We start from the raw sequence: 23988 nt of genomic DNA on the forward strand, positions 1-23988 counted from the left end.
AATTCCTTGAAATCCTTTATTTAAGGAATATTTTCCCAGTTACTCCTTTTAATTTGTTATTTAATTTTCATCATGGTGACCAATGAGGTCGCTACGTGACTTTCTGAATCAGAATTTTCACTCTGAACATAGATTTCCGTTCTTACCACAATGATTTTCCCTCCGCCTTTAATGACATAGGATTTTGAAACCAAAGCATCCCCCATCGCAGGACGAAGATAGTTCACTTTCAACTCAACGGTTACCACATAACAATCTTCTGCATAATGACTTACCGCTGCATATCCTGACGAAACATCCACAAGAGAAGCAATCATAGCCCCGTTGAACATTCCTGCTTTTCTGGTCATCATTTCCATTTTAGGAATCTTCATGGATATAAAGTCGGTTTCTACTTCCAGCAGCTCTGCTTTATAGAACTGTAAAGTTTCCGAACGGTTGAAGCTGTCTGTGATGAGTTTTCTTTTCTCTGGTGTCATTATTTTTTGAATTTGCATGTAAATTTAAAGATTGATTTAAATAGTAAAGAATTAAAAGAGTAAAAATTTCCAACTGCAGGAATTTTTGTTTGTTCAGTAATAATTAAAATTTTTCAGTTCAAAAGGTTAGATTTGCAGGAAAGCTTTATTATGGGTTTAAAGAGGTTTTTTCAATTTTTAGGTTTAATTGCCGGCTCCAGTTTCCAGGCACAGACCCTGCATTTATATGGCGGTGCAGATCAGGATCAATATCTGGGTTGCTTAAACTGTGACAAATTTGATAAGAATTCGATCTGGAACAAGTTTAGTGATTATGGAAATGTATTCAGTTCAAAATCAATCTGGAATTCATATGGAAATTATGGAAGTCGCCACAGCACCTACTCTCCATGGAATGAATATGGAGCTTATCCTCCGGCAATCGTTGATCAGGATGGAAATTTCTTTGGTTATCTTACTGTAAATCCCTACAAATCTGAAAGATCGGAACTGGAACTGGCTGTGATTTTATGCAAACATCATGATGAGATTGCAAGTGATATTAGCGGCTGGCATGAGAAATTGTTTCGGTAGAGAATTGCTGGCAAAGGCACAAAATAGTTTACTATTGCATACTGACCACCCCGTCAAAAATTCTCTGAATTTTCGCCACCCCTCCGGAAGAGGGGAATTTTTACGCCCTCAGCTGGGGTATTTGTATTAAGATAATAATGGTGAAACTATAGCTGGATTCCTTCGGAATGACAAACTGTGTGGATAAACCAAGTGCCATACTTCTCATTCCATAGAATCTAAAATGTGTAAATTAAGCTTTTTAAAGAATGACTGTGTATATTTGCTGTTGACTCGTTATTTACAGAAAAAATTAATTAACTTTCACCTGATTTACTTCAAAACGAAACTCATCCATCATGCTGAATGATTACAAAAAATATGAATTATTTGGAAAGACCCTGATACAGAAAATTGATATGAAAGGGCCATTCAGATATGATTTTCCGGTTTCGGAGCAAGCGTGTTTTCTGTATGTGATTAAAGGAGCGTTTCAATATAAAACAGATGAGCAGGAATTTGACGTCCCTGCCAATTATTCCCTGTTTCTTAACTGTATCAACTCGGGAAAGCATATTCAAAATTCAAATTTAGAAAGTAACTGTCAGGTGGTGATTGTTACCTTCTACCCGGATATTTTGAAAAAAATTTACGACAGAGAGTTACCTTCCTTACTGCAAAGGCCTGCCCATATAGTTTCCAATCAATCCAGTGAGAAAATAAATAATGATTTTCTGATTCAAAAATATGTAGAAGGATTGCTTTTTTACTTTGAAAATCCATCGCTCATTAATGAAGATATATTAATTCTTAAGCTAAAAGAAATTATGCTATTGCTGGCCCAATCACAGAATGCAAATGCCATTCAATTGATTTTGTCTCAACTTTTTTCTCCAACAACTTATTCTTTTAAACAAATTATTGAAGCAAATTTATTTTCACAGCTCACCATTGAACAACTTGCAGAAAAAAACAACCTGAGTATATCATCCTTCAAAAGAGAATTCGCAAAACTCTATGACGATACTCCCGCCAACTATATAAGAAACAAAAAACTGGAAAAAGCCGCCGAATTGCTTTTAATATCTGATGAACGAATTACGGATATTGCATTTGACTGTGGATTTAATGATCTGGCGACTTTTACAAAAAACTTCAGCGATAAATTTCATGTAACGCCCTCAAATTACCGTCAGGAAAAGAAAGGGAAATAATTTGATACTTATTTTATACCCACGCATTTCTCTATTTCAATAAGGAATTTTTGTTGAACCAAAATATCAAATTCTTGAACGAAATCACAAAATCATTTCTGTGATTCTACCGCAACTTTGTACTATAAGTTTCAGGGAATAATTTTCCCATTCTGGTGCTGTAAAAGCAAAAAAGAATAAGAAGCTTAATACATTTAAAATAACATCAATATGAATCTATCAGTTTTAGGAATTTTTCATACCATCATTGGTATAAGCGCTCTTGCCGGTGCCATTATCGGATATATCAGATATGGTAAGATTAATATGGCTCATCTATCCGGAAAGGTCTATTTTTATGCTACACTCATCACATCACTTTCAGCGTTAGGGATCTCCAAAGCCGGAGGGTTCAATGCAGGGCATGTATTCTCTTTATTTATCATTGTTTTAATCTCTGTTGCCTATTTTCTTTTCTCTAGTAAAAAGGAAAGCAGGAAAGCCAGATATTTTGAGAATTTTTTGCTGTCATTCAGCTTTTTCCTGTCCCTTGTTCCAACCATTAATGAGACTTTTACAAGAGTTCCCATTGGACATCCTTTAGCCAAAGATATCAAAGACCCAATAATCGGTCAGACTCTTCTTGTCATTTTCCTGCTTTTCGTGATTGGATCCATCTTTCAGTTTATGAAGCAGAAAAAAGAGAATGTTGAAGTTTCACGTCTTCAGTAATGTATTTTTTTATGATAAAGATTGTGAAAGTATAGAAAATAAGGTTGGATTCCTACGGAATGACAAATACAACGCTTAGTTTATCCGTACAGTTTGTCATTCCTTAGGAATCTCGGTGTAAATTAAAAGTCAGAAGATTGTTGGAAAACGCAAAGGCGCAAAATGTTTTCCGAGTTGTATATTTAAGGCGCGAAGATTTTATCTCCGATAAAATATGGCAATGTCGAAAAATGGATCATCTATCTGTGTGCAGTTCTTTTTTTATCTCTGAAATATTAGCTAAGTTGAGTCTGAAAATCGTTACTCAACGTCAAAACACCTTCTGTAATAGCTTCCGGATGGGTGGTAAAGCCTTTTAACTTTGAAGTTTTTCCTTTTAATACAAGGTCTAAAAGCTGTTTATCTGATAATTTTTTACCGAAAATTTCAAAGGTGATTTTGAATCCACAATTTTTGAAATCGGAACATCCTACGGCTGTTTTTCCTTTGATGAGGTTGTGTTCTTTACATTTCGGACATTTTGTTTCTTCCCAGGACTGAAGTTCTTTTTTCTGTGCAGGTTCTCTTTTTTTCTTCTCCTTTACTTCTTCTTTCTCTTCTTCCTGAAGGGTAATCACTTTTCCTTTTCCGTACACTACTTTCTCGGTAAGTTCGGTCACCATCTGAATCAGTTCTTCTTTGAAAAGATTGGCTTCATACTCACCTTTTTCAATTTTACGAAGTTTTGATTCCCATTCACCTGTAAGTTCCGGACTTTTTAAAAGTTCGTCTTCGATGGTATCGATCAACTGAATTCCGGTTTGGGTAGCGATGAGGTTTTTCCTTTTTTTCTCGATGTATTTTCTTTTGAAAAGGGTTTCAATAATGTTTGCACGGGTGGAAGGTCTTCCGATACCGTTGTTTTTCAGCATTTCACGCAGCTCTTCGTCTTCAACCTGTTTTCCGGCTGTTTCCATTGCTCTCAGCAGTGTTGCTTCCGTGTAAGGTTTTGGAGGCGTTGTTTTCCCCTGGTGAATCATCGGATCGTGTGGTCCGGTTTCTCCTACAATAAATTCAGGGATCGTTTGTTCTTCTTCTTTTTCTTTGTCCTTATCAGTAGTTTCTTCTTTGGGTTCTTTGGCATAAACGGCTCTCCATCCTGCTTCAAGAACTTGTCTTCCACTGGTTTTGAAAGGAATTGTTCCTACTTTCCCTTCTACCAAAGTATTTGAAATTTTACATTCCGGATAGAATACAGCAATGAAACGTTTGGCAATCAGATCATAGATCAACTTTTCTTCCCTGCTCAGATTCTGGGAAGGTGGAATTTCCGTAGGAATGATCGCATGGTGATCGGTAACTTTGGTATCGTCGAAAACGGCTTTGGATTTTGGAATCGGAGCTTCTAATAACGGAGCAATCAGATCCTGATAAGGGTACATTTTCTGAAGAATCCCTGTTATTTTCGGATATAAACTTTCAGATAGATAGGTGGTATCAACACGCGGATAGGTTACGTGCTTCTTTTCATACAGACTCTGGATATAATTCAACGTATTTTCCGCTGAATATCCATATTTTTTATTGGCTTCTACCTGAAGTCCGGTCAAGTCGAAAAGTCGTGGATTTTTTTCTTTCCCTTCTTTAATTTCAAAAGAAACGATTTCAAATGGATTGACTTTAAGGTATTCCAGTCCTTTTTCTGCTCGTTCCAATGTTTTTAAACGATCAATCGCTGCACTGAAAAGAACGTCACGGTATTTGGTTTTAAGTTCCCAATATTCTTCTGTGGTAAAAGCATCAATTTCTTTCTGACGCTGCACCAGCATGGCTAATGTGGGAGTTTGTACCCTTCCAATGGAAAGAACGGCTTTATTTCCACCAAATTTCTTGGTAAAAAGTCTGGTGGCATTGATTCCCAATAACCAGTCTCCAATGGCTCTGGCATTTCCGGCCAGATAGAGATTTTTATAATCTTCTGCAGGCTTTAAACTCGCAAAACCTTCTTTAATGGCATCTTCCGTCAATGAAGAAATCCATAAACGCTGGATGGGTTTGTTACATTTTGCCTTCTGCAATACCCAACGCTGAATGAGTTCTCCCTCCTGCCCGGCATCCCCACAGTTAATGACCTCATCACATTCTTCCACCAATCTTTCAATGACTTTAAACTGATTTTCAACGCCTTTATTCGGGATCAGCTTGATTCCAAAACTGTTAGGAATAATCGGCAGTGAAAAAAGATTCCAGGATTTGAACTGAGGACCGTAATCGTGAGGTTCTTTCAACGTACAAAGGTGTCCGAACGTCCATGTCACGCAATAGCCGTTCCCTTCCATATAGCCTTGCTTAGGCATGGTAGCGCCCAATACTTTAGCGATATCTCTGGCAACACTGGGTTTCTCGGCAATACATAATTTCATGAACTCGGGTTTATTGAAGGAATGCAAAAATCGTGATTTTTTTTGACTTTTCAAATTTAGTTGAAGATTGAAGACTTAGAGTTGAAAGAGAAGGAATTAGGCTCTGTATTGTAGAAATGTAAAGTTTTACAATGTATATCATCAGTTTATTTAAATGCAAAGATGATTGAATTCTATTATTTATTTAGGAGGCAAAGAAAATGCGAGTAAGTCGCTGATGAAGCGAAAAGATAATTCATAAGCTTAGAAAAAAATCAATGAAATTGATTTCACCTTTGCTGTCTTAGAATTTTTTTAAAAAAATATATTAAATCTTTGCGTTTAAATAAACTGATACATATTTTTTGCAAAAAGCCCCCTTAAAAAAGGAGGCCGAATCAACAATGTAATGAAACTAGGTTCATTATTTCTTTTGAGCTTCTAAAATGGCATCGGAAATCCCTCCACCTGCGGTTTCAAAGAAGGCAGGGCCGGCCAGAAGGTATACTTTTTCTAATTTTTTTGTGGTGGATAGTTTGTGTTCTTTCAGGTAATTTTCAGAACGGTTGGCAAGTACAATTCCTCTTACTACATTTCCTGCTACCAAAGCGGTTGGAGAATCTATTCCTGCATCTTTCAAATCACTGGCGAAAGCAAAATTGGTAACGCCTAATCTCATGGCTTCACGGGCTGCTACTTCTCCTACGGAAATCATTAAATCAGGAGTGAATTTATTACGGTCACCTAAACCGATTAACAATAATTTTTTCGCAGACATAGATCCGGAAGGGGGCATAATTAAAAGGGTTTCTAAAGAATGTCCTTGAAACTGTCCTGCTTTTCTAATATTGGTTAGTTCTCCTTTTAAAGCTTCATCCAAGTGAACCAATCCGTTCAATTTAGCGGGTAAAGCCTGAGCATTGAAGATGTCTCCTTCTGTATATTCAAAGACACAGGCTACCTGAAGTTGGGCATCAGCAGAAGATGGTCCTTGTACCAATCCTACCATGGAGATTCCGTCTACGGTTCCCCATATTTTGGAAATTCCAATGGCTGTAGTAGTCTGTGCTAAGTATAGTGTTGAAAAGAACAGACCTAAAATGATGTATAATCTGATTGCGTTATTTTTCATGATTTTAATGTTGTTTTGGCTGATGATAATTCCTTAAAGTGTCATTGGCACGTCCATTATAAGGATTTCTGTACCTTCTTTAAGTGCTTTAATATTGATATCCTGAATATCCCATACTCCGAATCCATCTCGTTCTGCCAAAGTCTCTCCGCCTATTTCTGCGCTTCCTTTAAGAATGAAAATATAGATCCCGTTTCCTTTTTTTCTGATCTGATAATGGGTTTCTGTATTCTGATCAAAAGTTCCCAGATGAAACCATGCGTCCTGATGAATCCATACTCCTTCGTCATCGGAATTTGGAGAAAGTATCTGTTGAAACTGATTGTGGCTTTTTGTTTTGTCTAAAGTAATCTGGTCATATCTTGGCGTAACATTTCTTTTTTTCGGATAGATCCAGATCTGAAGGAATTTCACAAGTTTATCACTGTTTTTATTGAACTCGCTGTGCATAATTCCGGTTCCTGCACTCATTACCTGAATATCTCCGCTTCTTATTACTGCTGTATTTCCCATGCTGTCCTTATGTTCAAGATCGCCTTCCAAAGGAATACTGATGATTTCCATATTGTCGTGAGGATGTGTTCCGAAACCTCTTCCTGCTTCCACTTTATCGTCATTCAGGACTCTCAGGACTCCAAAGTGCATTCTTTCAGGATTATAATAATTGGCAAAACTGAAAGTGTGCTGGCTTAATAGCCATCCGTGGTCTGCTTTCCCTCTTGAGTCTGCTCTGTGAATGACAGAGTTTTCTTTTATCTTTGATTCTGTATTAGGAAGATGATTGTATCCGATGGGTTCTAATGGTTCGATCTCATCAATGTCATTTTTCATAGCGTTTGCAAGAGAAGCTGATGCTACAAACATTCCTGTTCCCAATAATCCTTTCTTTAAAAAATCTTTTCTGTCCATATCAGATTGTTATTTGTTCTTGTTTGATAGTACAAATTTAGGGAGACCGGAAAACCTGCACATTTAACTAGTTTAATAAATAGCTTTTGTAGCAAAAAAATGCCGGATACAAAAGTATCCGGCAGTAAGATTATATTTGAACTTCTTAGGGAGTCAAGAATATTTAAGAATAATTATGTTTTAGATTCCTACGGAATGACAAATAATACGCTTTCTTTCTGCATACAGTTGTCATTCTGTAGAAATCCCGCCGTTGCATTCATCAGTATTTATTTTTGAATTGAAAAAATAAAAAAGAAAGTTATTAAAACCTAAAGATTATTTCTCTTTTGAAGCAAGGCGTTTTCTGATGGTACTTACAAATTCTTTTGAAACACCAAGATAGGAAGCAATATAGTATTGTGCTACTCTTTGCGGGATTGAAGGATATACTTTTACAAACTCAAGATATCTGTCTGATGCGGTCTTGGAAATGGTATTTACCAATCGGCTCTGCAATGTAGAAAGGTTTCTCTGAACCAGCATTCTGAATACTCTTTCAAATTTAGGGACTTCCTTTAGTAGTTTTTCTTTGGTTGCAGGATTCAGCATATAGATTTCCGAATCTTCCAAGGTTTCAATATACACTTTTGAAGGTTTCTGCTCCTGAAAAGAGGCAATATCACTGATCCACCAGTCTTCAATAGCAAACAGTAAAGTGACTTCTGTACCATTATCATCCAGACAGTACATTCTCAGGCATCCTTTTTGAATATAGCCTTCAAACTGGCAGATCTCTCCTTCTCTCAGTAAAACTGTTTTTTTGGGAAACGACTGGCATGACAACAGATCTGTAAATGTTTTTTCTTCTTCGGGGGTGATTGAGATAAATCGGGTAATATTTTTGATGATATTTTCAAACATAATGTCAGGTTTACCCCTGCAAATTAGGAAAAAGACTGTAAACTTCGTTCTTTAAAAGTCCACTTCCTCCTCCGTAATGTTCTATCACTTTAACATCTTTATGTAAATCAGCGCAAAATATTTTAATATCTTTTTCAAAATCTTCCTCAAGGCCTGAACTTAAAAGAACAATATCTACTGTGTTGTCTCGTATATATTCATAGCAGAAATTTTCATCACTTTGTATTTCGGCAGCCCAGCCTTCATTATTTTCTATAATTCTTTTTAAAGTCTCGAGAATTTCCTGATTCTTTCCAATGACTAAAAAATGTAATGTTTTCATTTTGTTCAGGGTTTAAGGTTTAAAATTCAAGGTTAAAGGTTTATAGTGTTTGAATAAAGTGGAGATTCCTACGGAATGACAAAAAGTGTATAGAGAGGTAAAATTACTCTAATACACTCAAACCCTCCGACCCTCAAACTCGCATCCCGCATTATCTTACAAATGTTTATTTCCTGTAATTTTCAGTTCGTTCAGATCAAGCTGGGATTCTGCTTTTCTTATCTCGTCTTCACTGAATCGTTTTTCACGTTTCATCTGAAACAGTTCTTTTCTCTGCAGGGCAAATATATCCAGCATCACCTTGTGATATTCTACCATATCATTTCTTCTGTTAGTACACATTTCCAAAGAGTTTAGATGATTCTGGTGAAGTTTGATATCAGTTTCCAAAGCTTTTTTAAAGTTTTCAAGCAGACTATTGCTGTTCACCAATTCATTATATTCTTTATCAAGTTTTTGAACGGCAAGTTTATCCAGTCTCATTTGAATTCCGGCCTGCTGTTCATGAGAAGGAAGAATGGGGTCAATTTCCTGAATTTTTGTCAATTTAATTACCAATGACAGTGTCAATCCCTGAAATACCAATGTCACAAAAATGACAACAAATGTGATAAAAATGATGAGGTTTCTCATGGGAAATTCTGCCTGAGTATTCATCATGACCGGAATTGACAGGGCTGTTGCCAAAGAAACCACGCCTCTCATTCCTGCCCATCCAATAATTAAAGGATTTTTCCATCCCGGGCTTGGGTCACGGCGGGCTTTTTCACTCAACCATCTTGGGATATGAGCCACAGGATAAATCCATAACAGACGTACTACAATAACGATCAAACTTATAATTAAACCATATTTGATTCCTTCCATTAATGAAATTTCACCCAATCCATTAATGATATCCGGAAGTTCAAGACCTATTAATACAAATACCAAAGCATTCATTACAAAAATCAGGGTATTCCAGACTCCTGTCATGTTGATTCTTGTGGTTCCTGTTTTAAAAATTTCATGAGCGCGGAAAGACATAAATAAACCTCCGCTCACTACAGCCATTACTCCCGAAAAATGAAAATGTTCTGCAGAGAGAAACAGAATATAAGGTGTAATTACTGTAATGGCAGCATCAATGGCCGGTGTAGTAGGTAAAAACCTATGAATGGCGTAAAAAATATGAGCCCCTGCAATTCCTATTACAATTCCCATCCCTGCTACCAGAAAAAACTGTCCTGTTGCTTCATGCATTGAAAAAGCTCCTGTCATCACTGCGGCCAGCGCAAATCTGAAAACAATCAGTGAAGAGGCATCATTAATCAGACTTTCCCCTTCCAGTATAGCAAGGGTACGTTTTGGAACTTTCAATCCTTTTAGGACTGTCGTAGCAGCAACAGCATCTGGTGGAGAAACAATTCCTCCCAATAAAAACCCTAATGCCAGTGTAAATCCGGGAATCAGCATCTGTGAAGTATAGGCAACTACCAGAGAGGTCAGAAATACCAGACCAAAAGCCAGCAGACTAATAGGACGTTTCCATTTCCAGAAATCATTCCATGAAGTATACCAGGCTGCTTCATATAAAAGTGGTGGTAGAAAAATTAGAAATATAATATCAGGATCCAGCTTTAAAACAGGAACTCCCGGAATAAAACTAATTCCTAATCCGGCAAGCACCAGAAAGATAGGATAAGCAATCTTAATCCGTTGTGCCAGCATGACCAGCATCATGACGAGTAATAAAAGTCCCAGTATTAAAAGTAGTTGTTCGTGCATAGTTTTTCAGAAGTTAGATTTCAGATTCTGGTTATTCAGGTTTTGGCTAAGGCCAGCTATTTTTGTTTTTTGTAAAGCGGGCTAAATCCCACTCCTAATTGAATGTTCATTAATTTATTTAGATTCCTACGGAATGACAAATATTACGCTTTATCTATCCGTTCACTTTGTCATTCCGTAGGAATCTCAACATTACTTAAACACTTGAAGGATCATCAAAAATTACAAATAATTTTAAAGTTAAAATACTTATTTAAAAAGTATTGAATTAGCCAATTCAATTTCTTCCTCATTAATAGAATGTCCGAAATTAGCATACACTTTTTCTGTTACCTCAGCGTTCATTTCTCTTAAAATATTGGCTGTAGCATATACTCTTTCTACAGGAACATGAAAGTCAGGATTGCTTGTTCCCAGAAAAACGGGAGTTCCGGCAAAGTCTCCTTTATAATTTTCACTATTGATCTTATCTCCTATTACTCCTCCAATAATGGCTGCTGCCCCACCGAACTTCTGAGCATTACGGGCTAGAAATTCCAAGGTAAGACAGGCACCCTGAGAAAATCCGAAAAAGAATATATTCTCTGGTTTAATTCCTGCATTTACAGCCGCTTTTACTGTTTCTTCAAGCATTTCAAGGGCTGATGACAGCCACGGTTCGTTCTGATCCACGGGCGCTATGAATGAAAATGGATACCAGGTATGATTCAAAGCCTGCGGGGCTAATAAAGCGTAATCTTTTACATTCAAATGCTGAGATAAACTCAGAATGTCCTGAGCGCTTCCTCCACGTCCGTGAACCATGATCAAAGCTTTTTCTGCCTGACTCAACGGAATTCCTGCTGTTTTTATATTTAAAATATGACTCATTATTTCTATCTGAATTTTTCTGTTGGATAATTAATTGCGGGTAGAACTTCTGTCAGACGTTCTCTCCTTTTTTCAAACTGTGGCGGCAACTGCAGATCTTCTCCTAAAAATGCGGCTTCTTCATCTACATCGAATCCGGGACCTGAAGTTGCAATTTCAAATAAAACACCTCCCGGTTCTTTAAAATAAACTGAGGTAAAATATTTTCTGTCCTTCACTTCAGTATGTTCCAATCCGTATGCATTTAACCGTTTTACCATTTCAAGCTGAGATGCTGCATCCGGCGTGGCAAAAGCCACATGATGAACAGTTCCTCTTCCTGCCAATCCTTTCAATGCACTGGGTACAGAAAGCAGATCCACATATTTCCCAGGCAAATTGTCTGTCCCCAATCTCAATCTGTCAGGGGTTTCTTTAATCACTTTATGATCCATCTGAGTGGTCAGAAGAGCGGCTGTTCTTTCATAAGCATCCTGCCAGATTTCCACATGATGAATTCCTTTAACGGCATAATCTTTAGGAATATAACCATTGTAATACCCTTTTCTCTCATCTTTATCATTAAAAACCAACTCCAAACCTAAGCCGTCAAAATCTTCAAGATAAATAAAAACTTCATCAGAAAATCTTTGCTGTGGCTGTTTGAAAGGAATATTGAATTGTTCCAAACGGTTCATCCAATAATCCAAAGCTTCTATAGAAACTGAAAATGCAGTTGTATTGAGCATTCCTTTACCATGTCTGCCATTGATCAAATCTTTACCATACGGAAAAGTAGTCATGATCGTCCCCGGTGTTCCATATTCGTCCCCGAAATAAAAATGATAAACATCCGAGTAATCAAAATTGACCGTTTTTTTGACCAGACGAAGTCCTAAAACTCCGGTATAAAAATCTATATTTTCCTGTGCATTGCCAGTAATTGCCGTTACATGATGCAGTCCTGTGATAAGTTTCATTGTGTTGAAATTGTTAATTGGTTATTATGATGGGAAGCGAGATTTCGAGATTCGGGATTCGAGTTGATAATTTCGAGCGTAGCTTTATTCATCTTTTTTTTCACTTCTTTTTTTTAGCCCGAGACTCTCAAACCCTCTTACTCTCTTACCCTCCGGCTCTCAAACTCGAATCTCGAAAACCCGCATCCCGAAACCCGACTCTCAAACCCATTAGAGTTCTTCCTTTAACCAAACATCATTATATTCTTCCGGATGACGTTTGAACTGTGCGTGAACATACGGACACAACGGCAGAATCTTTAAATCGTTTTCTCTTGCGTAGGAAACCAGTCTTTCCAGTAAGATTTTAGCAAAGCCTTTTCCTTCGTATTCCGGATTTACTTCAGTATGATAAACCGTCAGTTTTTTACCAATGACTGAAATATCCATTTTACCTGCTTTATGATCATCTGAGAAAAGCTGGATTTCTCCTTTTCTGCCTTCTAAAACTATTTCTGTTCTTTCCATTTTCTTTGTTTTTTAAATCTTGATTCAAAATTAGCATCTTTATCAAAGCTGACCGATGATCTATGATAAGTTCGGAAGTACTCCTTCTATTTTCTCACGCATTCCTTCGTACTGTGCAGGAAGCTTCAGGTTGGTTCCCAATTCATTCAAAGGTTCATCTACAGTGAAGCCAGGATTATCGGTTGCAATTTCAAACAAAACTCCTCCCGGTTCACGGAAATATAATGAATAGAAATAATCCCTGTTGATCTTTGGAGTGATACTCAATCCTGCAGATAATGCTTTCTCACGATATTCCATCAGAACGTTGTCATCCTTTACCCTGAATGCAATGTGGTGATTGGTTCCGGCAGCATTTCTTCCGGCAGGAATGGTATCATTTTCAATAATATCTATAAGATTAGCTGTATCAATTGCATCAGTAGCAAATCTGTATCTTTCTCCTTCCTGTTTCTGCAAATCGTATCCTAAAACATCGGTCAGAACTTTGATAGTAGGATCTGCTTTTCTTAAGGTTAATGTTACATTATGGAAACCTTTCAACGCATTTTCATCTTTGATATCATCTGTTGTCCATACTTTTCTGCTGTCTTCACCTGCAGGTTCTATAAACTGTAACTGAAGCCCGTCCGGATCTTTAAAAGAGATCATCTTTTCACCAAATATTTCGCCTTCTTCTGCGTTTACATTAAAGCTTTGTAGACGGTTTTTCCAGAATTCAAGGCTTCCTTTGGGCACTGAGTATCCTATATGGGTAGCCATTCCGCTTCCGTTGTTTCCTTTACCAATTCCTTCCCATGGAAAAAAAGTAAGGATCGTTCCCGGTGTTCCGTTTTCATTCCCAAAATAGAAATGATACGTTCCCGGATCGTCAAAGTTTACTGTTTTTTTCACCAGTCTTACTCCTAAAACTTGAGTATAAAAATCCAAATTTCTTTTAGCATTGTCTGCTATTGCAGTAATATGATGCAGACCTAATATTCTATTGTCCATTGTCTTTAATTTTTATGCTAAATTACAGTGAACAGAAATGCTGCACATTTAACTAGTTTAATAAATAAAAATAATCAATGATCTCTTCCCGTTGATCTGATAATAATAAGATTTAAAATTCACAGATGTAATGGGAATTCAAGCAAGTAAATAACTTAGGGTTTATAAATAATCTACAAAATAAAAATGCATCAGAATAAATTTCTACCTAATTTATTTTTAACAATATAAAAATTATTTAATTCTCATAAATTTCAATTTATATTACATTTTCAGCAATAACAAATAAGTGATATTTTCAATATTTTTTGAAATAAAAGGCATTAAAATCGTTTTTAAAATTAAAATAAATGAATGAGTTATTACACTACAAAATACTGACAAACAACATATTAAATCATTAACAATAAATTAATATTTAAAATGTCTACATTTTTAGTGGACTAATAAAAATTAAATTATATATTTGCAACCGTATTCAGGAAATAAAACAAAATGAAGGCAGAATTCAAAAATAATTCAATAAAGAAACATATCATCAAAAACATGATGAAGGATATCTGTATGCCTGTACATCAAGAATACTGTGGTTGACCTTACTTTTATATAGATATATTTTCAAAGGCTTTACCACGTGGTAGAGCCTTTTTTATTGAACACAAAAACATAAAAAAATAAAAATGAGCAATTCTAAAAACAAATGGTTAATTCCATTAGCTTTTACAAACATCTATGTGATATGGGGAATTACGTTTTTAGCTATTTCATTTGGCTTAAAGGGTTTTCCGCCATTCATTCTTTCAGGGTTAAGATTTCTAGTTGCTGGAATCCTGATGATAGGATATCTTCTTTCTAAAGGAGAAAAAGCAAATTCTCTGATCAACTGGAAGAAAAATGCTATTACCGGTATTCTTATTCTTACCGGAGGAACAGGACTTGTAGCCTGGGGAGAACAATATGTGACAGCTTCAGAAGCGGCAATTTCTATTGCAACCGGCCCGTTCTGGTTTATTGCAATCGACAGAAAAAACTGGAAATATTACTTTTCAGATAAATTCATTCCGATAGGACTGGCCATTGGATTTGCTGGGTTAATTATGTTTTTAAAAGGCAGTGTACATTCAAATGCAGCCCATGCAGTTGCTGACGGAAACCTTCGTATTACTGCGTTTGTGGTATTAGGATTAAGTTCCATAGCATGGGTACTGGGATCTTTATATTCAAAGAAAAATCCGGCTTCACAATCTACCTTTATGAATATTGCTCAACAGCTTATAGTAGCGGGACTAGCATCTTTTTTAATTGCTTTTTTAAGAAAAGAATGGACTGATTTTTCAGTTTCTGCTGTTCCGTTATCGGCATGGTTTGGAGTCCTATTTTTGATCTTCTTTGGATCGATAGTCGCTTATTTGTCGTACATTTGGCTTCTGTCCGTAAAACCAGCTGCTTTGGTAAGCACCCATACCTACATCAATCCTATTGTAACAGTGATTGCAGGCTGGATTGTTGCCAATCAAAGCATCAATGGAGGTCAGCTATATGGTTTATTCATCATATTGCTGGGAGTACTTCTAACGAATGTCACCAAGTATTTCAGACTTTCAAAACGGTCAAAGGTAAAAATCAGAAGAGTAAGAAGATTTTTTAACAGAGCAGGCAGACCATATCAGCCTATTTAAACAGTATACAAAATCAGAATGATAGAAATCAGAAACATATCGAAAACATTTCACCAGAAAAAGCAGTCCTTTAAGGCCCTGGATAAGGTGAGTTTAAATATAGAGAAGGGAGATATTGTAGGAATTATCGGTTTTTCGGGGGCAGGAAAAAGTACCCTGATCCGTACAGTAAATTTACTGGAAAGACCAGATGAAGGGCAGATTATTATTAATGGAAAAGATTTTACCCAGCTCAATTCTAAGCAACTGGCTGAGGAACGTAAAAAAATCGGAATGATCTTCCAGCATTTCAATCTTCTTTCTTCAAGAACTGTTTTTGATAATGTAGCTCTTCCTTTGGAACTGGATCACAGCAGTAAGGATGAAATCAACAGAAAAGTTAACGAACTACTGAAGATCGTAGGCCTTGAGGATAAAGCCAATGATTACCCCAGAAGCCTTTCGGGTGGGCAAAAACAAAGGGTAGCTATTGCAAGGGCCCTCGCTAATGATCCTCACCTTCTGCTTTGTGATGAAGCAACCAGCGCACTGGATCCGGCTACCACGCAATCTATCTTACAGCTTTTAAGAGATATCAATCAGAGACTGGGAATTACCATCCTTTTAATTACCCACGAAATGGAAGTTATCAAAGCGGTCTGCAACCACGTTGCAGTGATCGACAAAGGAAAATTATTAACAAAAGGAACTTTAAGCGAGATTATTTCGGATAAAGAAAACCCGATAATCAGGCAATTTATAAATTCAGACATCATGACCCTGCCACAGGAACTCAGCAGCAGACTGCAGAAAGAACCAAAAGACGGTTTATTTCCGCTGGTCGAAATAGAACTTAACGAAAACATCAGTGTTGAACAAATTCTTTCAACGCTGTACAATCAATATAAAATCCCTTATAAACTTTTAAAAGCAGATGTAGAGTATTTTGGAAATTCCAACTTCGGTAAGCTTCTGCTGCAGCTTCAGGGTGAGGCGGAAGAAAACCAACAGGCGATCTATTATTTCAACCAAAATAAAATTCAAAATACAGTAAAAGGATATGCTTAGTGATACGGTAATTGCCCTTTTGGCAAAAGGAACCTGGGAAACGGTTTACATGACATTTTTATCCGGATTTTTTGGTTTTGTGCTTGGACTTCCGGTAGGAATCATGTTATTTTTAACCAGAAAAGGACAGCTGTTGGAAAATGCAGTCTATCATAGAGGATTATCTATTCTGGTTAATATTTTCCGTGCTATTCCTTTTATTATTCTGATTGTATGGATGATTCCTTTTACCAGAATTCTGGCGGGAACATCTATTGGAGTAAATGCAGCTTTGGTTCCGCTAAGTGTGGGTGCAGCTCCGTTTATTGCGAGACTTGTTGAGAACAGCCTTATTGAGGTTCCTCATGGTCTTATAGAAACGGCAAGAGCTTTGGGAGCTTCTCCTTTACAGATTATCAGAAAAGTATTGCTTCCTGAAGCACTTCCTTCTTTAATTAACAATGCCACTATCACTTTAATCACACTTGTAGGATACTCTGCAATGGGTGGTGCTGTAGGTGCAGGCGGACTTGGACAGGTTGGTTACCAGTACGGGTATATCGGCTATGATATTGTCATTATGAATACAGTGTTGATTCTGCTTGTTCTGCTGGTCTTCATCATACAATTTGCGGGAGACCGATTGTCAAAAAGGTTTGATCACAGGTAGTTGGGTGAGAGTGTCGGAGGGTTTGAGGGTTTGAGATTCGGGTTACGAGATGCGTAATGCGAGATATGTGATGCGAGATCAGTATATATAAAATTTAATTAGAATGAAAAAAATAAAGATTTTTGGTTTATTAACTGCAGGAATATTACTGTTCAGCGCCTGTTCGGGAAGAAAAGATGACCCTAACTTTATCCGCGTGGGAATCACCTATGGTCCGGAGCAGGAAATTGCTGAGGTGGCCAAAAAAGTAGCTAAGGATAAATATAATCTGGAAGTGGAACTTATTCCGTTTAATGATTATGTAGTTCCCAATGAAGCCCTGACAAACGGAGATATTGATGCCAATGCTTTTCAGCATCTTCCTTATTTGACAGAACAATCCAAACAGAGAGGATACAACCTCGTCCCTGTAGGAAATACATTTGTGTACCCTATTATCGCCTATTCAAAAAAGATTAAAAATATCAGTCAGCTGCAGGAAGGCAACACTGTTGTTATTCCCAATGACCCAACCAACGGAGGGCGTTCTTTACTTCTTCTGCAGAAAAGCGGTCTTTTAAAATTAAAAGAAGGTGTAGGACTTTTACCAAAAGTAACAGATATTACAGAAAATCCGAAGCAACTAAAAATCATGGAGATTGAAGGAGCGCAGATTCCAAGGGTTTTAGATGACAGAGACGTTGTTGTAGGGATTATCAATAACAATTTTGCAGCTCAGGCTGGATTAGATTCGGAAAAACAGGGTGTCCTTGTAGAAGATAAAGACTCTCCGTATGTAAATCTGGTGGTTGCCAGACAGGATAATAAAAACAGTCAGAAAGTAAAAAACTTTGTAAAAGCCTATCAGTCTCCGGAAGTGGAAAAGAAAGCCAAAGAAATCTTCAAAGGCGGGGCTGTGAAAGGATGGGATTAATGAGTTTGAGGGTTGGAGAGTATTAGAGTTGTGAGAATGGATTCGGGATACGAGTTTGAAAGTATGAGGGTTTGAGAGTATGAGGGATAATGTCTTTGTAATCTGCTCTTTTCATTTTTTCCACCATTATCAATAAAAAATATTCAACAATGGGCTGTCTGCGAATATGTGGGCAGTTTTTTTATTCTTTAAAATTTATTTTCTCAATTTGAGATAATAAAGAAATTTTCTTTATTTTTGTTTTTAATCAAATAGAAAGGCATCATGTTAAAGAAAACCGTCATTATAAGTTTATTCACCTTTATTTCTGCTTCTTATATGGCTCAGACTAATAATACCCTTCCCGTTTATTTAGATGAATCCAAACCTGTAGAACAGCGTATTCAGGATGCATTATCAAGAATGACACTGGAAGAGAAAGTGGCAATGCTTCATGCACAGTCGAAATTCAGTTCACCAGGTGTTCCAAGATTGGGAATTCCGGAATTTTGGACCACTGACGGTCCCCACGGGGTACGTCCGGAAGTAATGTGGGACGAATGGGATCAGGCCGGATGGACCAACGACTCTATTATCGCCTACCCTGCTCTGACTGCTTTATCCGCTACCTGGAATAAAAAAATGTCATGGAACTATGGTAAAGCTTTGGGTGAAGAAGCCCGCTACAGAAAAAAAGATATTCTTCTGGGACCTGGAGTTAATATTTACAGAACTCCGTTGAATGGAAGAAATTTTGAATATATGGGTGAAGATCCTTATCTGACTTCAAAAATGGTAGTTCCCTATATCAAAGGGGTACAATCTAATGGGGTGGCAACTTCTGTGAAACATTTTGCCCTGAACAACCAGGAAATGTTCCGTCATACAAGCAATGTGAATGTGGATGACAGAACTCTTTATGAAATTTATCTTCCACCTTTCAAAGCGGCGGTAACAGAGGGTGATTCGTGGACAATCATGGGTGCTTACGATATGTATAAAGGCCAGTATGCCAGCCAGAATCAATATCTGTTAAACGATATTTTAAAAAAAGAATGGAATTATAAAGGCGTTGTAGTCTCTGACTGGGGTGCTGTAAACAATACGGAACAAGCCATTCACAATGGTCTTGATCTGGAATTCGGATCTTGGACCAACGGACTTTCTGCCGGAACTAAAAATGCCTATGACAATTACTATCTTGCTAAACCTTATCTAGATCTGATTAAAGCAGGAAAAGTAGGTACTACAGAACTTGATGATAAAGTAACAAGATTGCTTCGTCTTGCCTATAAAACAACAATGAACCGCAACAAACCTTTCGGAAATATTGCTTCTGAAGAACATAAAGCTGTTGCAAAAGAAATTGGTGAAGAAGGAATTGTTTTATTAAAAAACCAGGGAAATGTTCTTCCAATTGATATCAGTAAGGCTAAAAAAATAGCCGTTATCGGAGAAAATGCCATTAAAATAATGACTGTAGGAGGAGGTTCTTCATCTTTGAAAGTGAAATACGAAACTCTTCCTCTTGACGGAATTAAATCCAGATTTGGAAAGCAGGCAGATGTACAGTATGCAAGAGGTTATGTAGGAGATATCGGAGGTGAATATAACGGTGTAAAATCCGGACAGGATTTAAAAGATACCCGTTCTGAAACCGAATTACTGAATGAAGCAGTAGAATTGGCAAAAAAATCAGATTACGTCATTTTCGTTGGAGGGTTGAATAAATCAGACTTTCAGGACAGTGAAGGAAACGACAGAAAGAGTTATGGATTACCTTATAATCAGGATCATGTGATCTCCGCTCTTGCAAAAGCAAATAAAAATCTTGCCGTTGTTCTGGTTTCCGGAAATGCTGTAGCTATGCCGTGGATCAAAGAAGTTCCGACCGTTTTACAGTCGTGGTATCTGGGTTCTGAAGCCGGAAATTCTATTGCCTCTATTCTGGCAGGTGACGCGAATCCATCAGGAAAACTTCCGTTTACATTCCCGGTAAAGCTTGAAGACAATTCAGCGCATCAGCTTGGAGAATATCCTGGACAGAAAGATGAATTTGCCGCAGGAAAAGGTAAAGATCAGAAAAACCCTATCAATATTACTTACAACGAAGGTGTTTTTGTAGGATACCGCTGGCATGACACTAAAAATATAAAACCTTTATTCAGTTTTGGACATGGACTGAGCTATACGACTTTTGAATTCGGAAAGGCAAAAGCAGACCAGACAACCCTTTCACAGGATGGTAAAATTACGTTTACAGTAACGGTTAAAAATACAGGTAAAAAGGCAGGTGCTGAAGTTGCCCAGCTTTACATCAGCGATTTAAAATCATCTGTTCCACGTCCTGCAAAAGAGCTGAAAGGTTTTGAAAAAGTATATCTGAATCCGGGTGAACAAAAAGAAGTTACTTTCACCATTGATAAAACGGCTTTAAGTTATTTTGATGCTCAAAAGCACGACTGGGTAGCTGAACCTGGAGATTTTGAAGCATTGATCGGGAATTCTTCCGATGCCATTAAAACGAAAGTGAAATTTACACTTAAATAAAAACTGAGAGTTAAGAGTATAAACTCTATTTAATAATTATTTGATAGAATGCAAACAGATTCCAGATTGGGATCTGTTTTTTTATTCTCCAACTGATCACATAGTTTTTGCTCTGCTTAAATTACGAAATCTATAAGATGATATTATTTAAACGCAAAAGAACGCAATTCTTTTAGAAATAATTTTATGGAAAAGATTTCGCAAAGCCGTTACACTCAGCTGAGAAAAATACCTTTTTGCTAAACGAAGTGCCGCTGCGATCGAAAAAAGTATACAATATAATACACCTTTGCGAATATTACATTTAGATAGAATGCAAGCAGATTCCAGATTGGGATCTGTTTTTTATGCTCCAACAGATCACATAGTTTTTGCTCTGCTTAAATTACGAAATCTATAAGATGCTATTATTTAAACACAAAAAAGCGCAATTCTTTTAGAAATAATTTTATGGAAAAGAGTTCGCAAAGCCGTTACATTTAGCTGAGACAAATGCCTTTTGCTAAACGAAGTGCCGCTGCGATCGAAAAAAGTATACAATATAATACACCTTTGCAAACATTACATTTAGATAGAATGCAAACAGATTCCAGATTGGGATCTGTTTTTTATGCTCCAACAGATCACATAGTTTTTGCTCTGCTTAAATTACGAAATCTATAAGATGCTATTATTTAAACGCAAAAAAGCGCAATTCTTTTAGAAATAATTTTATGGAAAAGAGTTCGCAAAGCCGTTACATTTAGCTGAGACAAATGCCTTTTGCTAAACGAAGTGCCACTGCGATCGAAAAAAGTATACAATATAATACACCTTTGCGAACATTGCGTTTATACAGCAACTAGTCTCCTACACTTTATGTACGCTTCTGAGAAACCAGGTGTTTATATAGTTAATAAAAAAGCAGATTCCCAATTGAAACCTGCTTTTATACGATCTAACAAATCTTAAATTATTTTCCTCCGCCAGCGTTTTTCTCAACGTCGGTTTTTGTATTTTCTTTTACCTTCTGGTTTCCGAAACGCTTCACAAACGTAAGAGAAACTCCGTACCAGTCCCATTTTGAATACTCTCTGAAAGTTCCATCCTGACTGTAAGTTGTGTTGTCACCATAAGGTCTTTTAAAAATATTCATCAGCTGCATACTTAGTTCCATCTGAGTTTTCGGGAATATTTTGGTAACTGAAATATTGTGGAATACGTTGGTATTATTCGCATATGAATTTCCATTGTTCTGATTGGCAAGTTCCACCCATGCACTCAGGTTAATGTTTTTATTGAAAAGATTCGTGTAAGAAACATTCGCAGAGGCTCCCCAATAACTGATATAATCTTTAGCTCCTAATTTGTTTTTTTCGTTAAAATCCTTATTATTAATATAATACCATCCAAATCCGGCATTTACGTTCAGTTTATTTTTCAGGAAATTTTGATTGGTATTGGCAAAAAGGTAGTATTTTTCTACTTTTCCGTCAAAATTCCCGGGCAGAGAAACCGTTCTGCCGTTTTCTGTTACATAAGTAGTCCAGTAATCCTGATTGGTATGCATATATCTTGCAGAAATAAAATACTTTTTCAGAATTCCGAATTTCAGATAAAGCCGGTCATTCGGGTTGGGATTCAGATAAAGGTTTCCTCTGGAATAGGTTCCGTTAATTTCCGGCATCACGAAAGGATTAAACTCAGAATACCAAGGTCTCCAGATGCTTCGGTTATAGGTAAGACTCAAATCAAATTTCTCTGAAAAATTGTATTTCAACAATAAATTGGGAAGAAACGTTCCATAAGAATCTCTTCTCTCTGTGCCTGCTACATCTTGTGTTACTTTATAATCAATATATTCATATCGGATTCCTACTCTTGTTTCCAGTTTTTCGAAAAATGTTTTGCTATAATTGGCATATAAAGAACTTAGGTGATCTTCATAATGGAATCTGTCATTCTTGGAAAGATTGGCATATTCCGGTGTGCCATTATCAATACTGAATCCATAGAGTCTGTTAGGAATAACATGATTATTCAATTCGGTTTTCCCTCCTACTTCCATGGTGCCGCCTGTTTTACCAAAAGGATGGGTATAATCAATTTTCAGATAATAATTACGCATTTGGTTTGTACTGATAACTCCCAGCTGCTGATTGGTAATCACACCCTGCTTATTAATTTGTTTGTCTATCAAATTATCATTGTTATCACTTGAATAATTGGTCCCCAAATTAACATCTAAAATCCTGTTCTTTTCTTTATCATAGTATTTGTAGAAGGCATTAGTCCCTAAATTACGGCTGAATCCCCAGTTATTTTGGCTTTGGTGAAAAGATTCACCGGGATCTCCATCTTTTGAAGTCATCCCATCAGATTCTGCTGAAAGCAAATTTCTGTTCTGTGAATACTCCAGTACAAATCCGAAATTATTTTTATCATTGATTTCAAACTCTGATGTAGAAGAAAGAGAAGGGCTTTCATTTCTCATTAGATTTTCCAGATTGAACTGGGTAAGCTTATTCCCTTCATATCGGTTATCCCATGTCTGGGTTTTCTGTACATAATTTCCACTGCTGTAACTTCCAATAAAAGTCTGGGTAAACTTTTTCTTATGGTAATTCAGGTTAAAATTCGTGTATTGTGAATTCTTGGTACTTTGTCTGTTGTTTAGGGAGATGCTTCCTTTCAATCCTTCGTCATCTCTTTTTTTCAGGACAATATTGATCACGGAGCCTGAAGTTTCATATCTTGAGGAAGGGCTGGTAATGACTTCAATTTTCATCAGGTTATCGGCAGGAATCGTCTTGAGATATTCCTTTAATTCCTTCCCTGTAAAAACAGATTTTCTATCATTGATGTATACCGTAACCATCTGCCCTTCGGCTTTTACATCATCATTATTATCTATGCTTACCAAAGGAGTCATTCTAAGAACGTCCCATGTTGTATTTCCTGCCAGAATTGCACTGTTTGCTACATTAAATACAGTTCTGTCTACTTTAGATTCTACGGTCGGTTTTCTGGCAACCAAAGTAACCGCTTCTATTTCTTTTGTATTTCCTTTTACAGTATCCTTTGCTGCCGGGGCCTGTGCCTGCTGAGCCATTGCAAATGAACCTGCTAATATTGCTATTGGAAATAAGATTACTTTCATGTGAAATTATAGTTTTTTCTATAAGACCATTATCTTCACAAGTTTGTTACATCAAAAAGTAAAAAAAAATAAAATAAATCCTTAATTCCCAGCAAGATACCAACCGAAAACCCCAGCATAAATTAAAAAACAGTGAAAAATTTTCAAAAAATCAACACAATACAAATCACTTTCGTAATAAATATTCTTAAAAATATATTTTATCTGTAATTTAAATTTTATTAAAAAAATTTTATCATTTATCATTAATGCGTGAATCTTCACTAGGAAAACAATCTGTTAATTCATTCAGTTTCCAAAAGTCTTATCAACAAAAAAGCCCGGATCTCACCC

21 protein-coding genes are annotated in these 23988 nt (G+C 36.7%); 8 read left to right on the forward strand and 13 right to left on the reverse strand.

What is annotated here, in order from left to right:
* Positions 1–56: 56 nt before the first annotated feature.
* Positions 57–479, reverse strand: a complete 423-nt coding sequence (locus tag FW780_RS07155) for a PaaI family thioesterase (protein WP_047388081.1) — start codon at positions 477–479, stop codon at positions 57–59.
* A gap of 150 nt (positions 480–629) precedes the next feature.
* Here FW780_RS07155 and FW780_RS07160 point away from each other — a divergent pair, with 150 nt between their 5' ends.
* The 3 genes from FW780_RS07160 (at position 630) to FW780_RS07170 (ending at position 2956) form a co-directional block, all read left to right on the forward strand.
* A complete protein-coding gene (locus tag FW780_RS07160) occupies positions 630–1052 on the forward strand; it encodes a hypothetical protein (protein ID WP_149832863.1) in 423 nt (140 codons plus the stop codon).
* 338 nt (positions 1053–1390) lie between these two features.
* Entirely contained in the window at positions 1391–2245 is an 855-nt protein-coding gene (locus tag FW780_RS07165) for a helix-turn-helix domain-containing protein (protein WP_149832864.1), read from the forward strand.
* A 210-nt stretch (positions 2246–2455) separates the two neighbouring features.
* A complete protein-coding gene (locus FW780_RS07170; RefSeq protein WP_149832865.1) occupies positions 2456–2956 on the forward strand; it encodes a hypothetical protein in 501 nt (166 codons plus the stop codon).
* A 275-nt stretch (positions 2957–3231) separates the two neighbouring features.
* Here the strand turns inward: FW780_RS07170 and FW780_RS07175 are convergent, their stop codons facing one another.
* The 10 genes from FW780_RS07175 to FW780_RS07220 all read right to left on the reverse strand — a co-directional run bounded on the left by FW780_RS07175 (position 3232) and on the right by FW780_RS07220 (position 13699).
* Positions 3232–5358 (reverse strand): type IA DNA topoisomerase, encoded by a 2127-nt coding sequence (locus FW780_RS07175; protein WP_149832866.1) that lies wholly within the window; start codon positions 5356–5358, stop codon positions 3232–3234.
* Between the two features lie 403 nt (positions 5359–5761).
* Complete coding sequence (locus FW780_RS07180) at positions 5762–6469, reverse strand: M17 family peptidase N-terminal domain-containing protein (RefSeq protein ID WP_149832867.1); 708 nt, start codon at positions 6467–6469, stop codon at positions 5762–5764.
* A 33-nt stretch (positions 6470–6502) separates the two neighbouring features.
* Positions 6503–7378, reverse strand: coding sequence for a pirin family protein (locus tag FW780_RS07185; protein ID WP_149832868.1), 876 nt, complete (start codon positions 7376–7378; stop codon positions 6503–6505).
* 318 nt (positions 7379–7696) lie between these two features.
* Positions 7697–8281: a Crp/Fnr family transcriptional regulator gene (locus FW780_RS07190; protein ID WP_149832869.1), complete on the reverse strand. Its 585-nt coding sequence runs from the start codon at positions 8279–8281 to the stop codon at positions 7697–7699.
* A 10-nt stretch (positions 8282–8291) separates the two neighbouring features.
* Positions 8292–8603 (reverse strand): hypothetical protein, encoded by a 312-nt coding sequence (locus tag FW780_RS07195; RefSeq protein ID WP_149832870.1) that lies wholly within the window; start codon positions 8601–8603, stop codon positions 8292–8294.
* A 156-nt stretch (positions 8604–8759) separates the two neighbouring features.
* Positions 8760–10370 (reverse strand): Na+/H+ antiporter, encoded by a 1611-nt coding sequence (locus tag FW780_RS07200; RefSeq protein ID WP_149832871.1) that lies wholly within the window; start codon positions 10368–10370, stop codon positions 8760–8762.
* A gap of 249 nt (positions 10371–10619) precedes the next feature.
* Positions 10620–11240: an alpha/beta hydrolase gene (locus tag FW780_RS07205; protein ID WP_149832872.1), complete on the reverse strand. Its 621-nt coding sequence runs from the start codon at positions 11238–11240 to the stop codon at positions 10620–10622.
* 5 nt (positions 11241–11245) lie between these two features.
* Positions 11246–12199: a ring-cleaving dioxygenase gene (locus FW780_RS07210; RefSeq protein WP_149832873.1), complete on the reverse strand. Its 954-nt coding sequence runs from the start codon at positions 12197–12199 to the stop codon at positions 11246–11248.
* Positions 12200–12409: 210 nt separating this feature from the next.
* Positions 12410–12706, reverse strand: a complete 297-nt coding sequence (locus tag FW780_RS07215; protein WP_047433770.1) for a GNAT family N-acetyltransferase — start codon at positions 12704–12706, stop codon at positions 12410–12412.
* Positions 12707–12766: 60 nt separating this feature from the next.
* On the reverse strand, positions 12767–13699 hold the full coding sequence (locus FW780_RS07220; protein ID WP_149832874.1) for a ring-cleaving dioxygenase: 933 nt from the start codon (positions 13697–13699) through the stop codon (positions 12767–12769).
* 680 nt (positions 13700–14379) lie between these two features.
* On the opposite strand from FW780_RS07220, the gene FW780_RS07225 reads away from it, so the two are divergent.
* From FW780_RS07225 to FW780_RS07245, 5 genes are all read left to right on the forward strand, one after another.
* Positions 14380–15378 (forward strand): EamA family transporter, encoded by a 999-nt coding sequence (locus tag FW780_RS07225; protein WP_149832875.1) that lies wholly within the window; start codon positions 14380–14382, stop codon positions 15376–15378.
* Between the two features lie 18 nt (positions 15379–15396).
* On the forward strand, positions 15397–16425 hold the full coding sequence (locus FW780_RS07230; protein ID WP_149832876.1) for a methionine ABC transporter ATP-binding protein: 1029 nt from the start codon (positions 15397–15399) through the stop codon (positions 16423–16425).
* Positions 16418–17074, forward strand: a complete 657-nt coding sequence (gene metI, locus FW780_RS07235; protein WP_047378236.1) for a methionine ABC transporter permease MetI — start codon at positions 16418–16420, stop codon at positions 17072–17074. Before FW780_RS07230 ends, metI begins: the two co-directional genes overlap by 8 nt.
* A 103-nt stretch (positions 17075–17177) precedes the next feature.
* Complete coding sequence (gene metQ / locus FW780_RS07240; RefSeq protein WP_149832878.1) at positions 17178–17987, forward strand: methionine ABC transporter substrate-binding lipoprotein MetQ; 810 nt, start codon at positions 17178–17180, stop codon at positions 17985–17987.
* Between the two features lie 318 nt (positions 17988–18305).
* Complete coding sequence (locus tag FW780_RS07245; protein WP_407643677.1) at positions 18306–20516, forward strand: glycoside hydrolase family 3 C-terminal domain-containing protein; 2211 nt, start codon at positions 18306–18308, stop codon at positions 20514–20516.
* A gap of 239 nt (positions 20517–20755) precedes the next feature.
* On the opposite strand, the gene FW780_RS22770 is transcribed toward FW780_RS07245, so the two are convergent.
* Both FW780_RS22770 and FW780_RS07255 read right to left on the reverse strand, forming a co-directional pair.
* Complete coding sequence (locus FW780_RS22770) at positions 20756–20872, reverse strand: cbb3-type cytochrome c oxidase N-terminal domain-containing protein (protein ID WP_167510659.1); 117 nt, start codon at positions 20870–20872, stop codon at positions 20756–20758.
* 596 nt (positions 20873–21468) lie between these two features.
* The gene (locus FW780_RS07255; RefSeq protein ID WP_149832883.1) at positions 21469–23655 is read right to left on the reverse strand and encodes a TonB-dependent receptor domain-containing protein; all 2187 of its coding nucleotides are present in this window, start codon (positions 23653–23655) and stop codon (positions 21469–21471) included.
* Positions 23656–23988: the final 333 nt, after the last annotated feature.

The sequence above is a fragment of the Chryseobacterium sediminis genome, from assembly GCF_008386505.1.
Taxonomy (GTDB): Bacteria; Bacteroidota; Bacteroidia; order Flavobacteriales; family Weeksellaceae; genus Chryseobacterium; species Chryseobacterium sediminis.

Excerpts from the sequence above, each read along its gene's own strand:
- FW780_RS07155 (WP_047388081.1), bottom strand. The coding sequence starts at position 479 with ATGACACCAGAGAAAAGAAAACTCATCACAGACAGCTTCAACCGTTCG.
- FW780_RS07160 (WP_149832863.1), top strand. The coding sequence starts at position 630 with ATGGGTTTAAAGAGGTTTTTTCAATTTTTAGGTTTAATTGCCGGCTCC.
- FW780_RS07165 (WP_149832864.1), top strand. The coding sequence starts at position 1,391 with ATGCTGAATGATTACAAAAAATATGAATTATTTGGAAAGACCCTGATA.
- FW780_RS07170 (WP_149832865.1), top strand. The coding sequence starts at position 2,456 with ATGAATCTATCAGTTTTAGGAATTTTTCATACCATCATTGGTATAAGC.
- FW780_RS07175 (WP_149832866.1), bottom strand. The coding sequence starts at position 5,358 with ATGAAATTATGTATTGCCGAGAAACCCAGTGTTGCCAGAGATATCGCT.
- FW780_RS07180 (WP_149832867.1), bottom strand. The coding sequence starts at position 6,469 with ATGAAAAATAACGCAATCAGATTATACATCATTTTAGGTCTGTTCTTT.
- FW780_RS07185 (WP_149832868.1), bottom strand. The coding sequence starts at position 7,378 with ATGGACAGAAAAGATTTTTTAAAGAAAGGATTATTGGGAACAGGAATG.
- FW780_RS07190 (WP_149832869.1), bottom strand. The coding sequence starts at position 8,281 with ATGTTTGAAAATATCATCAAAAATATTACCCGATTTATCTCAATCACC.
- FW780_RS07195 (WP_149832870.1), bottom strand. The coding sequence starts at position 8,603 with ATGAAAACATTACATTTTTTAGTCATTGGAAAGAATCAGGAAATTCTC.
- FW780_RS07200 (WP_149832871.1), bottom strand. The coding sequence starts at position 10,370 with ATGCACGAACAACTACTTTTAATACTGGGACTTTTATTACTCGTCATG.
- FW780_RS07205 (WP_149832872.1), bottom strand. The coding sequence starts at position 11,240 with ATGAGTCATATTTTAAATATAAAAACAGCAGGAATTCCGTTGAGTCAG.
- FW780_RS07210 (WP_149832873.1), bottom strand. The coding sequence starts at position 12,199 with ATGAAACTTATCACAGGACTGCATCATGTAACGGCAATTACTGGCAAT.
- FW780_RS07215 (WP_047433770.1), bottom strand. The coding sequence starts at position 12,706 with ATGGAAAGAACAGAAATAGTTTTAGAAGGCAGAAAAGGAGAAATCCAG.
- FW780_RS07220 (WP_149832874.1), bottom strand. The coding sequence starts at position 13,699 with ATGGACAATAGAATATTAGGTCTGCATCATATTACTGCAATAGCAGAC.
- FW780_RS07225 (WP_149832875.1), top strand. The coding sequence starts at position 14,380 with ATGAGCAATTCTAAAAACAAATGGTTAATTCCATTAGCTTTTACAAAC.
- FW780_RS07230 (WP_149832876.1), top strand. The coding sequence starts at position 15,397 with ATGATAGAAATCAGAAACATATCGAAAACATTTCACCAGAAAAAGCAG.
- metI (WP_047378236.1), top strand. The coding sequence starts at position 16,418 with ATGCTTAGTGATACGGTAATTGCCCTTTTGGCAAAAGGAACCTGGGAA.
- metQ (WP_149832878.1), top strand. The coding sequence starts at position 17,178 with ATGAAAAAAATAAAGATTTTTGGTTTATTAACTGCAGGAATATTACTG.
- FW780_RS07245 (WP_407643677.1), top strand. The coding sequence starts at position 18,306 with ATGGCTCAGACTAATAATACCCTTCCCGTTTATTTAGATGAATCCAAA.
- FW780_RS07255 (WP_149832883.1), bottom strand. The coding sequence starts at position 23,655 with ATGAAAGTAATCTTATTTCCAATAGCAATATTAGCAGGTTCATTTGCA.